Below are 17,666 nucleotides of genomic sequence, written 5' to 3'. Positions count from 1 at the left end.
ACCTGATTTTTGGGCGATATTCTGTAGTATTACAAAATGAAATCTGTGTATAACACAGGTCTCCCTCCTATTCCTTCCTTCATATCCTTCGAAAAAATCATCCACCTTTTCTGACATTTAAAGGATATGAACTTGTTTGAAGCTGTACTGTATCATGATTATTATGTGCTGCGCGATCAGCACAGGCTGGATAAAGCCGGCAGCGCTGGTGCGCAGATGATTTTTCTGGCATGGGTATTCAATGCCATATCCGTTTTATCGCTGTGGTTTGTTTATCTGAAATATACGGTTAACCCCTACGATTTAGAAGATACCTGGACTTGGCTTCAAAGCAATGTGGTTTTGATCAGAGCCGGATCCATCCTCGTGCTTTGCTCACTGTATATGGTTGCCTACCTGATTTATGGCGGCAAACAGAAAATGGCTTATGTAGCTAAGAAATACACCCACCTTAACGAAGACGATAAGAAAAGTCTGAGTAAAAAAGGGGCGAATTATTTCTACGGTTCTATGTTCCTGGCTATTATCTCAGTTATCGTAGCTTACGGCATATACATATTATAATCAATTAGTTACACATACTTTATTTTTCCTATTACATGATTGATGGACGGTTTCACCCGCCCATCAATTTTTTTTTCCTTTGTACTGTAACATCATTGCCCGCAAAACGTAATACCTAAGGCAAACCAAAAGATCAACCCTGCTGCATGACAGAAAGAGAATACAATGAGTGTGTAAACCAGTACGCAGACAATGTGTACCGCTTCATCCTGAAGAACCTCAGGCATGAAGAAGACGCACGCGATATTGTACAAACTGCTTTCGAAAAACTTTGGCGCAACAGGGAATCGGTTGAATCGGATAAGTCTAAGAGTTATCTGTTCACAGTTGCCTACAACCAGATGATTGATCATATCCGCAAACACAAGCGGATACAATTAAAGGATGAGTTTAGAGAGGAAGTTCGCGTGGAACACAAACCTGTGAACAACCTGAGAAAGGCCTTGATGGAAGCTTTGGACAGATTGAACGAAACACAAAGAAGCCTGGTGATGCTGAAGGATTATGAAGGCTATAGCTATGAGGAGATTGGTAAAATCACCGGCCTGAATGAAAGCCAGGTAAAAGTGTACCTGCACAGAGCCAGATTAACCTTAAGAAACTATCTGGTAAGTAAAGAAAACGTATTGTAAACATGAACATCAACCGCGATAATTACGAAAGCTGGTTTCTGCTCTATATAGATGCAGAACTTTCTGCTGAAGAACAGCAGGAGCTTGAAGCTTTTGTAACTGCCAATCCAGATCTGAAAGCAGAACTGGATTTACTGCTTGATACCCGGTTGATTGATGATGCACCTATCGCTTTCGATAAATCGATCCTGCTGCGCAGTGAACAAGCCGCTATCAATACCAACAATTACGAAGAGCAATTCCTCTTATACGTAGACGAAGAACTTGATGCGATAGAAAAAGCGGCCGTTGAAACCTTTGTTTTACAACACCCGGAAAAACAGGATGCGTTTACATGGCTGAAGCAGACCAAACTGCAGCCAGAGCAAGTTATCTTCCCTGATAAAGCATCCCTTTACAGAGAAGAAAAGAAAGAAAGACCTGTTGTTTTCATGCAATGGCGCAAACTGGCAGTAGCCGCTGCATTAATTGGTATAGCTGTTCTGGTTTGGACAGTAGTTCCACAAGATCAAACAACGCCAACTTCATTAGCCGATAATGAAACAAGTTTGCCCTCATCTAAAAATGCAGTTGATACCAAAACAGACGCATCATCTAGTGCAACCAATCAGGTGATTACTGATGATCAAACTTTCGCTGCAGTTAACAGCCCAAATAAAGTAGCTAAACAGCAGCCAACACGCTTCGCCAATAATGCGGAAGAAAAAAATAATGAACTCCCTGTAACAAACGATTTACTCAATCGTCAGGAAGATGTGATTGCCAGTGTTGTAGATGAAAGCAGGAAAGGTACCCAAGCCAACATCAACAACACGGTTAACAGACCAGCTACCATCACCATGGATCCGGTAATGGTGGCAGCAAAAACGGAAGACAATCCTGTTGCTAAAAACAATAATATTCAACAGGCTGTTTACCGCGAACTGGATACAGATGATGACAGAAAAACCTTGTATCTCGGCGCTGTAGAAATTAACAAAGACAAGCTCCGTGGTATTTTCAGAAAAGCTTCTTCACTTTTTAAATCTAAAGTGAAGCAGGCCGAAGCTGAAGAAGAAGAAACCAGCACATCTACTGTAAACAGTTCTCCTACCAGAACATCATTAGATTAATTTTTTAAAGAGAGATATATGAAACATGCAGTCATCGCCCTGGCAGCCATCCTCGCTGTATCTACAGGCTTCGCTCAGGAAAAAACAGACACCGTTAAAGTGGGCAATTTTGTAATCATCAAGAAAAATGCTTCCGGCTCAGACAGCAAGGAAACACGCATCCAGAATGATGACAGAATCATCAACATCAAGATCAATACCGACAAGAAAAAGAAGAAGCGAAACATCAGCACCAACTGGTGGATCATGGACCTCGGTTTTGCCAATTATCGTGATGAAACCAATTATGGTACAGCTGTGCCCGGTAACGCATATTTCAGACAACTGAGTACTGCAGCTGGTCCGGTTAACAGCAATAGTTATCGCCTCAATACAGGTAAATCATCAAACGTAAACCTGTGGTTTTTCATGCAGAAGCTGAATGTAGCCAACCATGTGCTGAACCTGAAATATGGTGCTGGTTTGGAGATGTATAATTTCCGCTACGATTCTCGTATCAGCTACAGAAAGGATATCAACAATATGCCCTATGTTTTTAATGATACAGTTTCATTTGAAAAGAATAAGCTCTATGCCGGCTACCTTACAGTACCTGTTATGCTGAACATTGATTTCACGCCTAATAGCAGAAAAGGATTTAACCTGAGTGCTGGTGTAAGTGCCGGTTACCTGATCGCCTCTCGCAATAAGCAGGTAAGTGGTGAGCGTGGCAAACAAAAATTCAAGCAAAACTTTGATATGGAGCCTTGGCGCCTGGCTGCAATTGCTGAGGTTGGCCTTGGACCGGTAAGACTTTACGGCAGCTATAGCCTCAATACATTACAAAAGAACAACACCCGTTTGGAGCAATACCCTTACGCTGTAGGTGTACGCTTCAGCAACTGGTAAGATTTTCTCAGAACCATTTCTCATGCAACGCCCCCTTTTCAGGGGGTGTTTTATTTAACGTTTCCCCACCGTTTTATTAAGCAAATTTTAGGTAAAACCTTGTCTGTCACACAATTTCCCCAATTAATTTGCGTTCCTATAAGGCAAAATTGTCCGTATGAAAAAAATGATTCGCATACTGGTTTTGGCCATCATTTTTTTCAGCCATGCATCTTATACCAAGCTGGCTGATAAGGATACCTATTTTATCCTCGTAGATAAGAGCGACGGTCAGCTGAAAGTCTATGAAGGCGATCAATGGCTGGTTAGCTATCCGGTTGTATTTGGTAATAGCGACAGAGGCGACAAACTGATGCAGGGCGATCGCCGCACGCCGGAAGGTACTTTCCACATCATGAACAAATACAAGCACGCCAAGTGGAGCCGTTTCATGATGATTGATTATCCCAACAAGGAAAGCTTCGAAAAATTTAATCAACGCAAAGCACAGGGATTGATTCCACCCAATGCACAAATTGGTGGTGCCATTGGTATTCACGGTACCTGGCCACATGAAGATTTTGCGATTGACAATAAAGTAAACTGGACAGAAGGTTGCGTAAGTACCAAGAACCTCTACATTGAAAAATTATTCGAGGTGATTCCAGTGGGTACTACTGTAATTATTCAGCAATAGAAGAACCAAGATAGATGAAAAGTCCCGCTCAATGGCGGGACTTTCTTTTTATTCAAACTCGTTTATTCAATTGTTGCTGCACCAAAATAAGGCTGCAAAACTTTCGGTATGCGAATACCGTTTTCTGTTTGATGGTTCTCTAACAAAGCGGCATAGATTCTAGGCAGGGCTAATGAACTACCGTTCAGACTATGCACCAATTGTGTTTTACCATCGCCTCCCTTAAAGCGGCATTTCATTCTATTTGCCTGGAAACTTTCGAAATTACTTACGCTGCTCACTTCCAGCCAACGCTCCTGCGCAGCGCTATACACTTCAAAATCATAGGTAAGTGCAGAAGCAAAACTCATATCACCACCACACAAGCGCAGAATGCGGTATGGCAATTCCAAACTTGTAACAAGGGCTTCCACATGTGCCACCATTTCATCTAAAGCTGCATAACTATTTTCAGGTTGCACCATTTGAATGATCTCTACTTTTTCAAACTGGTGTAAGCGATTTAAGCCACGCACATCCTTTCCATAACTACCCGCCTCTCTTCTGAAACAAGGTGAGTAAGCTGTCATCTTCACAGGAAGATCTGCTTCTTTCAAAATCACATCACGGTACACATTGGTTACCGGTACTTCGGCGGTTGGGATCATGTAGAAATTATCTACCGGCATATGGTACATCTGACCTTCCTTATCAGGCAGCTGTCCTGTACCATAACCACTAGCTTCATTTACCATAAACGGAGGTAAATATTCCAAATAACCAGCCTGGGTATTGAAATCAAGAAAATATTGAATCAATGCTCTTTGTAAGCGAGCGCCCTTACCAATATAAAAAGGGAAGCCGCTACCCGTTACTTTATTGCCTAATTCAAAATCAATCAGGTTAAACTGTTTGGCAATATCCCAGTGTGGTTTGGCGTTGATAGGTAATTGTGGCTGAGGACCTCCTGTTTTTACCGTTAGGTTGTCTTCCGCAGCACGGCCTTCCGGAACGATGTCTGCTGGTAGATTAGGCAATTGTACCAAGGTTTGCTGCAGTTGTTCTTCGGTTTCAGCCATCTTTGCTTTCAATGGCTCCAACTCAGCTTTCCATGCGGCCACTTGTGCCTTGAGCGCCTCTGCAGCATCCTTTTCACCCTTGCCCATCAGCATACCAATATCTTTGGAAGAACTATTCACTTTGGCTTGAATTGCATCAAATTCTGCCTGGATTTTCTTTCGCTGATCATCCACCTCAATAATAGTATCTACCAACCCGAGGTTTTGTACATGCTTCTTAGCCAGTCTTTTTTTAACGCCTTCCGGATCATTCCGCAGCACCGCTACCTGTAACATATCGACAATTTTGCGCAAAGATAACCCACGTGCAGCACAACCCTTTACCTTTGCCCGCATGTTTGTATCAGATGATTTACAGCAAAGATGGTGGGCGCTGGAAGCCAAGATGATGGAGCGGTTTGGTAAAAAGCCCGATCTGGAAGCCGTATTATTCTTGATTGGGATGCAGGAAACCGGTTTTATTCAGGAGAAAATCTCCAAAGAGCAGAAACAGGACCTAATGCATGTAGCGGTATGTACAGTTTTATCTGCAAGTGGGTATTACCAATTGGAAGGCAAGGACGAAGAAGGCTGGCCACATTTCCACCAAGTAAAAGCCCTGCCGGATATGCCAATGCCTGAGCAGGAGAATTTCATTAAAGACCATGTGCTGCTTTACTTTCAGCAGCAGGGTTTTTAAAGAAGCCGGATTTTACATTCAGATACGCGATTTTTATTCAATATTTGCAGGACCAAAAAACAAGATCATGAACTTTCCTTCTGACGTACGCTACACCAAAGACCACGAGTGGATTAAGCTGGATGGCAATGTTGCTACCATTGGTATCACTGATTTTGCACAGCACGAGCTGGGCGATATCGTGTATGTAGACATTTCCAGCGTTGGTAAAGCCATGAATGCGCATGAAGTGTTTGGCACAGTAGAAGCGGTGAAAACAGTTAGTGATCTTTTCCTCCCCGTTAGTGGTACGATTGCTGAGGTAAACAGTCTTTTGGAAAAGCAGCCAGAGTTGGTAAACAACGATCCATATGGCGATGGCTGGATGATTAAAATGACTGTAAATGACCCTGCAGAAGTAGCCGCCCTTATGGACAGCGCCGCTTATCAGGCCCTGGTTGGTTAATTTTTCCGGTGATAAAACCGGACCTTATGCTTTTGCGTATATCAGTGTAACATCTGAATATACAACCCCAACCGATTGGAAGCAGTACAACAATACAGCGAAACAGAGCTGGTCTATCTGCTGAAACAACGCAGTGAGTCCGCATTCAGCTACCTGTACGATAATTACGCACAGGCACTCAATGCAGTGATTCTCAATATTGTGCCCGATCATGACCTCGTGCAGGACGTACTGCAGGAAGTATTTGTCAAGATCTGGAAGCAGATAGAAAGCTACGATGCACAGAAAGGCAGATTGTTCACCTGGATGCTGAACATAGCCCGCAATGCCGCCATTGACCTGGTGCGTAGTAAAGGCTATCGAAAACAACAGCAGAGTGGCGAGTTAACAGACCGCAATGCGGAATCTGCAGGTTCCAGCCAGGTAGCAACGGATCATATCGGCCTGCGCAAACTGGTGTATCAACTGAAAGAAGAGCAACGCATTTTGGTGGAGCTCGCTTACTTTCAGGGCTATACTCAGGATGAAATAGCACAGCTGTTAAATATTCCGCTGGGCACCGTGAAAACACGTCTTCGCGCAGCATTAACCCAATTGAGATCATCTATCAAAGCATAATGGATATACAGGCATACATACAAAGCGGCATCATTGAAAGCTACGTGCTTGGCCTGGCTGATGCGGATGAGGTAGCAGAATTGCTGCGCATGCGCGATCAGTATCCCGAAGTTGCAGCGGCGATTGTACAATTTGAAGCCGAATTAAAGCAACAACTGGAAAACAGTGCACCGCCACCTTCTCCCGCCCTGAAAGCAGCATTAATGCAGGAATTGGCACCTGAGTTTCGTAAGCCGGCTGTGGTTAAGCCTTTACAATCGTGGCTGCGTTATGCAGCAGCTGCATCCATTATCCTGCTAATCGGCAGTGCAAGCTTGAATCTCTACTTATACAATGAAGTAAACGAAACAAAAGGAAAATATCAGGCATTATTGGTCGAGAAGAACTCCATCATTGCAGACAATAAAGTATACCAAACAAAAATGCAGGATATGTTGAATAGCCTGCAGATGATGAATGACCCTGCAATGAAGAAAGTAATGATGCCTGGCGTAAAAGGCAAGGAACAAATGCTGACAACTGTGTATTGGGATAGCAGAAGTAAGGATGTGTATGTGTTTAGCAACAATATGCCTGCTGCTCCAGCTGGTTTCTCTTATCAACTCTGGGCAATTGTAGATGGCAAGCCTGTTGATGCCGGTGTTATGGATAACTGTGCAGGGCTTTGCAGAATGAAGAATATACCAAAAGCAGAAATGTTTGCCATTACATTGGAAAAAGCAGGTGGTAGTCCTGTACCTACTTTAACACAAATGCTGGTAGCAGGTAAGGTCTGAATCTGAATACAGGAATAAATCGTATATCCTGTGTACGCTGCCTTCGGCAGATTGTATACAGATGGAGGGAGCTGGCAATGCCGGCTCCCTTATTTTTGTATAATGCCGCAAGTACCTTATCGATTCTATATTCCTGCGCTTATCTGGTTTATTACGCTGACCATTTTATTACTTATTCCGGGTTCTACCATGCCCAAACATCCATGGTTTGAAATGTTACAAATTGATAAGTGGGTACATATTGTTTTGTTTACAGGACTTATTCTTTTATGGACGCTTCCTGCCGCGTATGCCGGCTATGCGCTTAGTAAGAGAAGTAGCTGGAATATGAGTATGGTTGTTATGGCCATTTGTTACGGCATTGCCATGGAATTTGTTCAGGAGCATTGGGTGCCCAATAGATCATTTGAAGCAGCCGATATGCTTGCAGATAGTGCTGGAGCTCTATTGGGATGGCTGATCAGTAAAAAATACTGGTACAGATTTCAAAAAAGAAAGCCCCTGTAGAAACAGGGGCCGCAACCAAAACTAACTGCTTATGAGAAAAATAACTTGATTGTTGTTTTCTAAAGTATGTAGTGCAAACCGGGTGCCAAACTCTTCACTGCTTTGTTAAAACCCTCTTAATAGATACTGTTCGTATTATTCCCGTTGCCTAATGCAAACTTCCTATTTAAGACAAACTTCTCTGTCACCGGTTTAACACATTTCTGTTAAACACCCGTTAATGGCAGGAAACTGCTGTAGCGCCTGTATTCTGTATCAGTGGGCTGATATATGGAATACCCAGATTCATACCTCGTAAAATCAACATGACAGCCATGAAAGCCACTACAAAAGGCATGGCTTTTTTAATCATGTTTCTTGTGCTGATACCAACCATCATGCCGAAATATGACAGTAGAAACATTGCAGGCAAGGTGCCTAAACCATACGCTGCCATAAATCCAACACCACCTTCAACACTTCCTGCTGCCAATGCACCTGTGATAGCCAAATACACCATACCACAAGGCAATAAACCGTTGGCCATACCCAATACAAACAGCCCCGGTATACTTTGTTGCTGTAAACGTGCAGCAATAAAATCCTGAACAGCCTGTTGCAACTTATCAAAGCTGCGGATATGCAGATAGTTTTTACCAACTGAAGTCTGAATCAGGATCATCAAGACCATGATCCCTAAAACAATGGAGAACCATTGTTGAAAACCCCCGAGATACACAGATCTGCCGGCAATGCCAAAAAGCAATCCCATCAGGGCGTAAGTAAATACCCGCCCAATATTGTACAACAGAATACCAATCAGCTTTTGTTGCTTGGGTAAAAAATGTACGGGTAATGCAAAAGCAATCGGACCACACATACCAACACAATGAAAACTGCTAAGTGCACCAAGTGCGAGACCAGATAATATGGTTTGCCAGAGTAACATTATTCAACAGCAAGATTTTCTTCCATGTAATATGCTTTATCACCAGATGCCCAGTTGATTTTTACCACGAAACGGGTATTGGCAACATCCTTTTTACTAATCTGCTGCACCCCATTTGCATCTGTTTGCACAGCGGTACGATAATCCAGTTTACTGTTAGTAGGACAGTAAAAATAAACTTCGCCCTTTAGTGGCTGACCCTGCAGTTCTTTTGGATACTGAATCAGTACATAATCAGCATTTTGATTAATGCTTATCTTACTGATAGCCGATGCATTCTGTTTTCCATCAATTTTTTCCTGATAGCGAAGCTCTTCTTTGTAGTAGTCTTTACTAACCAGTTCAAAATTGGTATTCACTGCTTTGTATACCAATGTACCCATGAGCAGTGCAAAACCAATAAATACGAGTACGAGTTTATTACCCCAGTTCATCTTCATAGCATTGTAAAGTTTAGTTGGCTACCGGGCCAAGAAAGCTGGAACTTGATGTTGCAATCTTCCTATCACCCTCATATAGTGCCAAACGAATTTTTGTTTTCCGCTCTTTAATACTGGTTTTCGGCAGTATTACGAAGAAGGAACCTGAACCTTGTCCTTCTTTTATGACATGAATAGTTGGTTTACCAATCACCTCTATCTTTCCTGGCATTTCTTCTAAACGAACAGAGAGTTGAATATCATCTGTTGTTTTATTCACCATTTTGATATTGTACAAATTAGAAATACTATCTGTACCTCTTTCCTGGAAAAGAATGCCGGGTGTTCTCATTACAGTAGCATCAATATCGGCTCTGGTTGCCAATAGTACAGATAAAACAGTTACTACTACTGCAAGCAAAGCAGTATACAGTTTCATCCGGGTTGTATAACGAAGTGGTTCTCCATTTGCAATAGAGTTCTCAGAAGCATAACGAATCAAACCTCTGGGTTTTCCCACTTTATCCATTACCGTATCACAAGCATCGATACAGGCTGTACAACCTACACACTCCATCTGAACGCCGTTGCGGATATCAATGCCTGTTGGACAAACACGTACGCATTGATGACAATCCACACAATCGCCCAATTGCACATCCTGATTTTTTCTGGCATGACCACGAGGCTCACCACGCTTATAGTCGTAAGCCACAATCATGGAATTCTTATCCAACAAAACACTTTGCAGTCTTCCGTATGGGCAAACAACAATACAAGCCTGTTCTCTGAAGAAAGCATATACTGCATAAAAAACAGCGCTGAATACCAGAATAGCAGAAAAACCTACGACGTGCTGACTTATTGGTTCAGTAATGATCTTTTCCAGTTCCTTGATACCGATGATGTATGCCAAAAAGAAATTGGCAATAATGAAAGACAATAAGTAAAAAGCGAGGTGCTTTAAACCAACTTTTGCTATTTTCTTACTTGTCCAAGGTGCATTTTTCAATAAACGTTGTGCTGGCGCATCGCCCAATATCCAGTACTCTACTTTACGGAACATCATTTCCATAAAATTGGTCTGCGGACAGGCCCATCCGCAAAACAATCTTCCGAATGCGGCTGTAAATAAAATAATGAACAGCACAAAAGTGATCATCGTGAGACCGAAGATGAAAAAGTCCTGAGGCCAGAATACTTTCCCAAACAGAATAAAACGTGCATTAGGTATGTTGAACAAAAACAATGGTCTGCCATCAATGTGCACAAATGGTAAACCGAAAAACACAACGAAGTAGAAAATACTTAATACCGTTCTGATGTTATAGAACTTACCCTTAGGCTTGTGTGCATAAATCCACTTACGCTTGCCATGCTCATCAACCGTACCAATTCTGTCTCTGAAAGCCTCTGTCTGAATCTCATTCAGGTGATCAATCTCACTAAACATAACCACTGTATTTAAAGTTTAAAATGCCTGTGGTAGTCCACAGGCATTATTCTTATTGAAGCGAAGCAATCTTAGGTTTAGCTGAATCAGCTGCTGCGCCTTCAGGAGCGCCTTCCTGATACAAACTTCCCTGTGGCTCCTTGGGATTGGCAGGCTTGGTTCCCCTCAAACTCTTGATATAACTTGTTACCTGAGACATCTGCACCGGAGAAAGATCTTCCTTCCAGCTGCGCATGCCTTTTTCAGGTACACCATACTTAACGGTTTTGAATATATCCTTCACACTACCACCATGCAACCAATAATCATCGGTAAGGTTAGGGCCAACACTACCCCCACCATCTGCAAGGTGACAAGCTGCACAGTTTGTTGCAAACACATTTTTACCAGCAGCAAGAGCAGATGCATCAGTTAATAAGACAACCGTATTCTCATCTACATTATTGGCCGACTTTTTCAGGTATGCTTCTTTTTCTGCTTCAGCTTTTGCCATAGCGATGGAATACTCTTCGCCACTCAAAGGTGCTGTATGTGATACATGGTAACGCCACAAATAAATACCTGCAAAAACGATTGTGATGTAGAAACCATATAACCACCATGGCGGCAGGCGATTATCCAGTTCACGAATGCCATCATAATTGTGACCCAGATCTATCTTAGCTTCTTCTTTAATTGGACGGAAACTATTGAACTTGTCCCACCACTTCACCCACATATTCTCTTCTGCAACTTGCTCAGCGGCAACACCTGCTGTAGCTGCATTCAAAGCTGCTTCTTTGGCAAGTAAGAGTTTGAGGTTATACAACAAACCAAGAATAATGGCTAATTCTAACAGGATAACTGCAAGCAAAGAATAAAAAGAAACTTGTGATAAGCCTGCGATCAGGGTAACCTGCTCAGCAGTTGCATCAGTTGCAGCGGCATCTTGTGCAAAACTGCTGGTGCTTAATACCATCAGCGCAATCACAGAAAGGATTTTTACAGTTGGGTTTGTATCCTTGTAGCGCTGCAGATACATTTTGGCTGCACCAATTACCACATTGGCAAGCAATGCGATCGCCAGTAGCAAACCAAAAATCACTACCAGCATCACAATAGCTACTGGATTGGATAATTCTGATTGCTTTGGCGGGCCAGCCGCAAATGCACCTGCAGGGGCTAACAAGGCCGCAGTAACCACTACTGCTTTTTGTAACCAACTGTACACTGTATGAAGAAAAGATTTCATATTGGTTGTTTTAAGGTTGGGTTATGATTTGACTTCGGAATGATCAAATGGAATTTCACTCAAGTGAGCGATCAACTTTTTGTCTGCTTTAAATACCCAGATTGCCATGAAGACAAAAAAGGTGAAGAAAAGCATGAAAGAGCCTAATCCGTAAATACTCACTCCTGTTATTGATTCCAGATAATTGATGAATTTCATGTGTCTTGATTTACTTCAGTGAAGCTACTTGTGATTTCTGCTCGCCTTTGATATCAACACCAACACGTTGCAGGTAAGCAATCAGTGCCACGATTTCTGCATCAGCAGCTGTCTCAATTTTATCCTTCTTCAGATTATCCTTGATTTTATTGGCCTGAGCCATCAATTCAGCATTGGCTTGTGCATCGTATCCTTCAGGATATGGTACACCCAAGGTTTGCATTGCTCTGATCTTAGCAGGAGTCAAAGAAGTATCAATCTTGGTATCCAGTAACCAAGGATATTGCGGCATGATAGAACCCGGAGACATAGTGCGTGGATCCAGCATGTGGTTATAGTGCCAGCTGTCTGGATACTTACCGCCGATACGAGCGAGATCCGGACCAGTACGCTTACTACCCCACTGGAATGGATGATCATACACAAACTCTCCTGCTTTGCTGTATTCGCCATAACGGGCTACTTCATCTCTGAATGGACGAACCATTTGTGAGTGACAGGTATAACAACCTTCTTTCACATAGATATCTCTACCCTGAAGTTCTAACGGTGTATAAGGTTTTACAGAAGCAATGGTTGGGATATTACTCTTCACCAGGAAAGTTGGAATCATTTCCAGTAAACCGCCAATGGCTACCAGTACAAAACTCCATACCAGCATCTGCACAGGCTTACGCTCAATCCAACGGTGCCAGTATTCCTTACCATGTGTTTCAATAACCTTAGGCAATGGTGCTGCTTCAGCTGCTTCATCAGCAATCAAACTACCACTCTTAACAGTTTTTACCAGGTTATATACCATCACAAAAACGCCTGAGATATACAGTAAACCACCCAAACTTCTGGTTACATACATGGGTATGATATGGGTAACTGTTTCTAAGAACTGGAATTTCAGCTGACCTTCTTCTGTGAACTGCTTCCACATCATTGCTTGTGTAAAGCCTGCCCAATACATTGGCAATGCGTACAACACAATACCCAATGTACCAATCCAGAAATGCGTTGTGGCCAGTTTCTTAGAGTACAATTGTGTACCGAAAATGCGTGGAATCATCCAATACAGCATACCGAATGCGATGAAACCATTCCAGCCCATAGCACCAATATGCACGTGCGCAATTGTCCAGTCTGTAAAGTGTGAAATGGCATTTACATTTTTCAGACTCAGCATCGGTCCTTCGAAAGTGGACATACCATAACAGGTAACTGCCACTACCATGAATTTCAAAACGGGATCCTCTCTTACCTTATCCCATGCACCACGCAGGGTGAATAAACCATTCAACATACCACCCCAACTCGGTGCAATCAGCATCACACTGAATACTGTACCAAGGCTCTGTGCCCAATCAGGCAAAGCTGTATATAACAAGTGGTGCGGACCAGCCCAGATATAAATGAAGATCAAAGCCCAGAAGTGAATAATAGATAAACGATAACTATATACAGGTCTGTTGGCAGCTTTTGGCATGAAGTAATACATCAAACCCAACACAGGTGTTGTTAAGAAGAATGCCACCGCATTGTGACCATACCACCACTGTACCAATGCATCTTGCACACCGGCATACCAGCTATAGCTTTTCAGTGGAGAGAAAGGAATTTCAAAAGAGTTCACAATATGCAGCATAGCTACTGTAACCCAGGTTGCGATATAAAACCAGATAGCGACATACAAATGGCTTTCGCGACGGGTTAAAATGGTACCAAACATATTGATACCGAATACTACCCAAATAAGGGTGATGGCGATATCGATTGGCCATTCTAATTCTGCATATTCTTTACCCGTAGTATAACCCAGGAAAAGGGTTACTGCTGCTGCAACAATGATCAACTGCCAGCCCCAGAAATGGATCTTACTGAGCAGATCGCTGAACATACGTGCTTTGCACAAACGCTGCAAAGAATAATAAATACCTGCAAAAATGCAGTTACCCACAAATGCGAAAATCACCGCATTGGTGTGTACAGGTCTCAATCGGCCAAAAGTAGTTGGCGCAAAATTGAAACTGGCCGCTGGCAGATAAAACTGGATGGCTACCAGTAAACCGGCAAGCATACCCACTATACCCCAAAGTACAGTAGCGTATGCAAAATTTCTGACCGTGCGGTTGTCGTAGTGAAATTGCTCTACTTGCATATCAGTTGGTTGATTTAAGGTGCTGAATGAATGTTTGTGTTGAGATATTATGCTGATGGCTTTTTGTCATCAAAAAGGATTCTTACCGGGGGACTTGCCTCATCATCAAACTGCCCGTTTTTAACGCTCCAGATAAAAGCTGCCAGGAACAGACCGGCAACAGAAATACTTGCGATTAGCAGAACAATGATTACACTCATGATTGGTTATATACTGAGGCCAAAAATATTTCGTCACCAAAGCAGGGTAAATGATATAACTCAACCACCCAGATGATTTTTGTCATGTTTTTGTCAACTGTTTAACCAAATGCTTTTCAATCGCTTAGGAGTATAAACACTTTACGGATTTAAGCGCAGCTTCCATGAGAAGAAATTACTCAGTCCATAAGTAATAAAGAGAATACTGATGGTACTTGCAGGCATCAGTATTGCAGCAATCATTGGCGATAATTGAGCGGTAACCGCGAAATACACCCCAATGATGTTATAAATGATTGATACCACAAATGCAGCCATCACCACATACTTATTGGCACGGCACAAACGGATTATCTGCAGTAACCTAGGTAATTGCGCTGCTTCCATAATGGCATCACTGGCTGGAGTAAAATTGTTGCTGTTCTCAGTAACGGCTACACCAATATCTGCCTGCTTCAAAGCCCCAGCATCATTTAAACCATCCCCAATCATCATCACTTTATGTCCGGCACGCTGCAATTGTTTTACTACCTCCAGCTTATCCTCGGGTTTCTGGTTGAAAAGAATATGTGCCTGAAAACCCAGAAGGTCTTGTAAATACTGCTGTTCACCCGCATTATCACCACTCAGCACAGCCAAATCATAACGCTTACGTAAATGCCTGATCATTGCAGGCACCTGCTCGCGATAATGATTTCGGACGGTGAATCTTCCTAAGACTTCCTCCTCAATAGCAATGTATACCGCCGTATCAAATTCGCGGCCCTGCTGATGTGTAACAAATGCTTTTGAGCCAATAGTTACCAATACACCGTTCACAAAACCCTCAATGCCTTTACCTGTTTGCTCATTGAAAGCAACTACTTCCAACTTGCGTACTTCACCCAAACTTGAGACTATGGCCTTGCTCATGGGGTGTGTAGATTGTGCAGCCAGCGAAACAACCAGTTGCTTTTGTTCCTTGGTTAAAGACTTACCATCAAAGCGTATATCCTGACCTGTGCCTGTGGTTAAAGTACCTGTCTTATCAAAAACGATATAATTAGCATCTGCCATTTCTTCAATAGCCTGTGCATTACGCATGTAAACATGCTTGCGACCAAGAATGCGGAGAATATGCCCGTTTGTAAATGTATTACTCAACAACAGCGCACATGGGCAAGCTACAATGAGCACAGCTGTTACAGCTGGCCAGATATTGGCTGGATTATTCAAATACCAGTAAGCAGCAGCACTTGCAGCGATTGCAAACACAATCCATGTAAAATAGCGACTGAGCAGATGCACAAAGGATCTTTCCTCATACTGCTTTTCTTGTTTTAACTCATCTCTGTTCCATAAGCGCGTAAGATAACTCTGTGATACTTCTTTAATAACCAGTATCTCAATATTGCCGCCAATTTGTTTACCTCCTGCATAAACAATCTCGCCCATTTCTTTCTCAACAGGCACGCTCTCACCGGTTACAAAACTGTAATCAATCAGGGCCTTACCACGTGTAAGAATACCATCGGCAGGAATCAATTCCTGATGGTGTATCAATAAAGTATCGTCTAATTGCACAGCAGGCAGGCTGGCTGTTTCTTCATTACCATCGCGCAAGCGTGTAACAGCAATTGGGAAATACGAAGTATAGTCTCTTTCAAAAGAAAGCTGCTCATAAGTTTTGTCTTGCAACACCCTACCCACCAGCATAAAGAAAACAATCCCGCTCATGCTGTCGAAATACCCACTGCCTGTATCAGAGAGCACTTCATAAATACTTCTGCCAAAGGTTACCCATATCGCCAACACAATGGGCGCATCAATATTGAGAAAACGATGTTTTAAACTTTTCCAGGCACTGCTGTAAAACTCAGTAGCACTGTAGAAAAATACAGGCAGACTGAGAAGCAGATTCAGATAGCGGAAGAGATTTACCAAGTGTTGTTCCTTTGCATCAATCCCTAAGTACTCAGGGAAACTCATTAGCATGATATTGGCAAAGCAGAAACCAGCAACACCGAGTTTAAAGATCTTTGACTTATCAAAGAACTGCTTTCGTTTTGAAAGATTCTGCAGGCTGATATAGGGCTCATAACCAATACTGGTAAGCAATTCAGCCACTTGACGCATGCTAACGCTATTGTGGTTGAAAACAATTTCAGCTTCTTTTCGGGTAAAGTTCACCTTACTGCTAATAACTGCCGGGTTGATACGATGCAGATTTTCCAAAAGCCACAAACAGCTGCTACAGTGCATTTGTGGCAGATAAAATGTTACATGTGTTTGTTGCTCATCGCGAAAACTGGTAAGTGATTGTTTGATACCAGCATCATCCAGAAACGCAAACTTGCCTTCCCTTACTTTAATCTTTTGGCTATTGCCTGGATTATTGCTGATGGTATAATAATCACACATCCCGCTTTTATTCAGGATTTCATACACCATTTTACAGCCTTCGCAACAGAAAGCTTTTTCATGGGCATGAATTGGTGCTGTACCGCAGTCTTCTCCGCAGTGGTAACAACTGGTATGTTGTGCCGTTGTAGATGTAAGCATGTGCTAGATCAATGATGATGTCCGTGATGTGATTTTGCAGATTTACCGGTAACCTTTGGATACAACAGATTTTGCTCTACGTGAATCCATTGCAAGACTTTTGTCTCCAGCGTGAATAGTTCGTTCAAGCACTCACGCCACTCCATTGATGCATTTGGCGTTGGACTGAAATTATTCAGTAACTGACGCAATCTTTGCATGAGGTTAATGATGACTTGATGGGTATTGTGAATGTTCTCAAAAACCTTGTGTTCCAGACAAGGGCCAGAACCATCCATCTTCACAGTTCCTTTATAGTTTCGCTTTATGCAGGGATAAACAATTCCGGATTGCTTCAAAAACAAATGCTTGATTTCGTCTTCTAATTTTGAGAAAACCAATTGTACCAGTTCTGCAACTGAAACAGGGAGTTCTTTGATTTGAGGATTGGACAGCAGATAAGACTCTATTTTCTGACAAGAGGCATTAATCTCCGGCTGAAACTCAAATTGAATGAGATTACAGAGACCTTCAGGTGTGAGCGCTTCTTGTGAACGGGTTTCCAATCGATGCAGGAACATACAACACAATTTACGTGCAAGGTATCTTCCTGCTC

The 17,666-nt window shown here is 42.5% G+C and carries 20 protein-coding genes; 10 read left to right on the top strand and 10 right to left on the bottom strand.

All coding sequences use genetic code 11. The features are described from left to right. Positions 1-126: 126 nt before the first annotated feature. The 5 genes from J0L83_12365 (at position 127) to J0L83_12345 (ending at position 3,872) form a co-directional block, all read left to right on the top strand. Positions 127-564: a hypothetical protein gene (locus J0L83_12365; GenBank protein MBN8665367.1), complete on the top strand. Its 438-nt coding sequence runs from the start codon at positions 127-129 to the stop codon at positions 562-564. Positions 565-710: 146 nt separating this feature from the next. After that, entirely contained in the window at positions 711-1,196 is a 486-nt protein-coding gene (locus J0L83_12360) for an RNA polymerase sigma factor (GenBank protein MBN8665366.1), read from the top strand. 2 nt (positions 1,197-1,198) lie between these two features. After that, positions 1,199-2,308 (top strand): hypothetical protein, encoded by a 1,110-nt coding sequence (locus J0L83_12355; protein MBN8665365.1) that lies wholly within the window; start codon positions 1,199-1,201, stop codon positions 2,306-2,308. A gap of 18 nt (positions 2,309-2,326) precedes the next feature. Beyond that, positions 2,327-3,196, top strand: coding sequence for a hypothetical protein (locus J0L83_12350; protein MBN8665364.1), 870 nt, complete (start codon positions 2,327-2,329; stop codon positions 3,194-3,196). A gap of 157 nt (positions 3,197-3,353) precedes the next feature. After that, a complete protein-coding gene (locus J0L83_12345; GenBank protein MBN8665363.1) occupies positions 3,354-3,872 on the top strand; it encodes a L,D-transpeptidase in 519 nt (172 codons plus the stop codon). A gap of 62 nt (positions 3,873-3,934) precedes the next feature. Here the strand turns inward: J0L83_12345 and serS are convergent, their stop codons facing one another. Further along, a complete protein-coding gene (gene serS, locus J0L83_12340) occupies positions 3,935-5,206 on the bottom strand; it encodes a serine--tRNA ligase (GenBank protein MBN8665362.1) in 1,272 nt (423 codons plus the stop codon). A gap of 58 nt (positions 5,207-5,264) precedes the next feature. Between serS and J0L83_12335 the strand changes: the two genes are divergently transcribed. From J0L83_12335 to J0L83_12315, 5 genes are all read left to right on the top strand, one after another. After that, on the top strand, positions 5,265-5,609 hold the full coding sequence (locus tag J0L83_12335; GenBank protein ID MBN8665361.1) for a hypothetical protein: 345 nt from the start codon (positions 5,265-5,267) through the stop codon (positions 5,607-5,609). A gap of 67 nt (positions 5,610-5,676) precedes the next feature. Beyond that, positions 5,677-6,054 carry a glycine cleavage system protein GcvH gene (gcvH, locus tag J0L83_12330; protein MBN8665360.1) on the top strand — a complete coding sequence of 126 codons (378 nt, stop codon included), beginning with the start codon at positions 5,677-5,679 and terminating at the stop codon, positions 6,052-6,054. Between the two features lie 120 nt (positions 6,055-6,174). Continuing rightward, entirely contained in the window at positions 6,175-6,672 is a 498-nt protein-coding gene (locus J0L83_12325) for a sigma-70 family RNA polymerase sigma factor (GenBank protein ID MBN8665359.1), read from the top strand. After that, entirely contained in the window at positions 6,672-7,448 is a 777-nt protein-coding gene (locus tag J0L83_12320; GenBank protein ID MBN8665358.1) for an anti-sigma factor, read from the top strand. The genes J0L83_12325 and J0L83_12320 overlap by 1 nt, the downstream gene beginning before the upstream one ends. Before the next feature lie 102 nt (positions 7,449-7,550). Beyond that, positions 7,551-7,955 carry a VanZ family protein gene (locus J0L83_12315; GenBank protein ID MBN8665357.1) on the top strand — a complete coding sequence of 135 codons (405 nt, stop codon included), beginning with the start codon at positions 7,551-7,553 and terminating at the stop codon, positions 7,953-7,955. A 217-nt stretch (positions 7,956-8,172) separates the two neighbouring features. On the opposite strand, the gene J0L83_12310 is transcribed toward J0L83_12315, so the two are convergent. From J0L83_12310 to J0L83_12270, 9 genes are all read right to left on the bottom strand, one after another. Further along, complete coding sequence (locus tag J0L83_12310) at positions 8,173-8,883, bottom strand: sulfite exporter TauE/SafE family protein (protein ID MBN8665356.1); 711 nt, start codon at positions 8,881-8,883, stop codon at positions 8,173-8,175. After that, entirely contained in the window at positions 8,883-9,323 is a 441-nt protein-coding gene (locus J0L83_12305; GenBank protein ID MBN8665355.1) for a FixH family protein, read from the bottom strand. The genes J0L83_12310 and J0L83_12305 overlap by 1 nt, the downstream gene beginning before the upstream one ends. A gap of 13 nt (positions 9,324-9,336) precedes the next feature. Continuing rightward, the gene (gene ccoG / locus J0L83_12300; GenBank protein ID MBN8665354.1) at positions 9,337-10,755 is read right to left on the bottom strand and encodes a cytochrome c oxidase accessory protein CcoG; all 1,419 of its coding nucleotides are present in this window, start codon (positions 10,753-10,755) and stop codon (positions 9,337-9,339) included. A gap of 52 nt (positions 10,756-10,807) precedes the next feature. Next, entirely contained in the window at positions 10,808-11,986 is a 1,179-nt protein-coding gene (locus J0L83_12295) for a c-type cytochrome (GenBank protein MBN8665353.1), read from the bottom strand. Between the two features lie 21 nt (positions 11,987-12,007). Continuing rightward, positions 12,008-12,184 carry a CcoQ/FixQ family Cbb3-type cytochrome c oxidase assembly chaperone gene (locus tag J0L83_12290; protein ID MBN8665352.1) on the bottom strand — a complete coding sequence of 59 codons (177 nt, stop codon included), beginning with the start codon at positions 12,182-12,184 and terminating at the stop codon, positions 12,008-12,010. Positions 12,185-12,194: 10 nt separating this feature from the next. Further along, entirely contained in the window at positions 12,195-14,330 is a 2,136-nt protein-coding gene (gene ccoN / locus J0L83_12285) for a cytochrome-c oxidase, cbb3-type subunit I (protein MBN8665351.1), read from the bottom strand. Between the two features lie 47 nt (positions 14,331-14,377). Next, positions 14,378-14,530: a cbb3-type cytochrome oxidase assembly protein CcoS gene (ccoS, locus tag J0L83_12280; protein MBN8665350.1), complete on the bottom strand. Its 153-nt coding sequence runs from the start codon at positions 14,528-14,530 to the stop codon at positions 14,378-14,380. Between the two features lie 141 nt (positions 14,531-14,671). After that, positions 14,672-17,071 carry a heavy metal translocating P-type ATPase metal-binding domain-containing protein gene (locus J0L83_12275; GenBank protein MBN8665349.1) on the bottom strand — a complete coding sequence of 800 codons (2,400 nt, stop codon included), beginning with the start codon at positions 17,069-17,071 and terminating at the stop codon, positions 14,672-14,674. An 8-nt stretch (positions 17,072-17,079) separates the two neighbouring features. Further along, a complete protein-coding gene (locus tag J0L83_12270; protein ID MBN8665348.1) occupies positions 17,080-17,631 on the bottom strand; it encodes a hypothetical protein in 552 nt (183 codons plus the stop codon). Positions 17,632-17,666: the final 35 nt, after the last annotated feature.

The sequence above is a fragment of the Chitinophagales bacterium genome (genome assembly GCA_017303835.1).
Classification (GTDB): domain Bacteria; phylum Bacteroidota; class Bacteroidia; order Chitinophagales; family Chitinophagaceae; genus JAFLBI01.
This window is presented reverse-complemented; position numbering and strand designations above follow the sequence as displayed.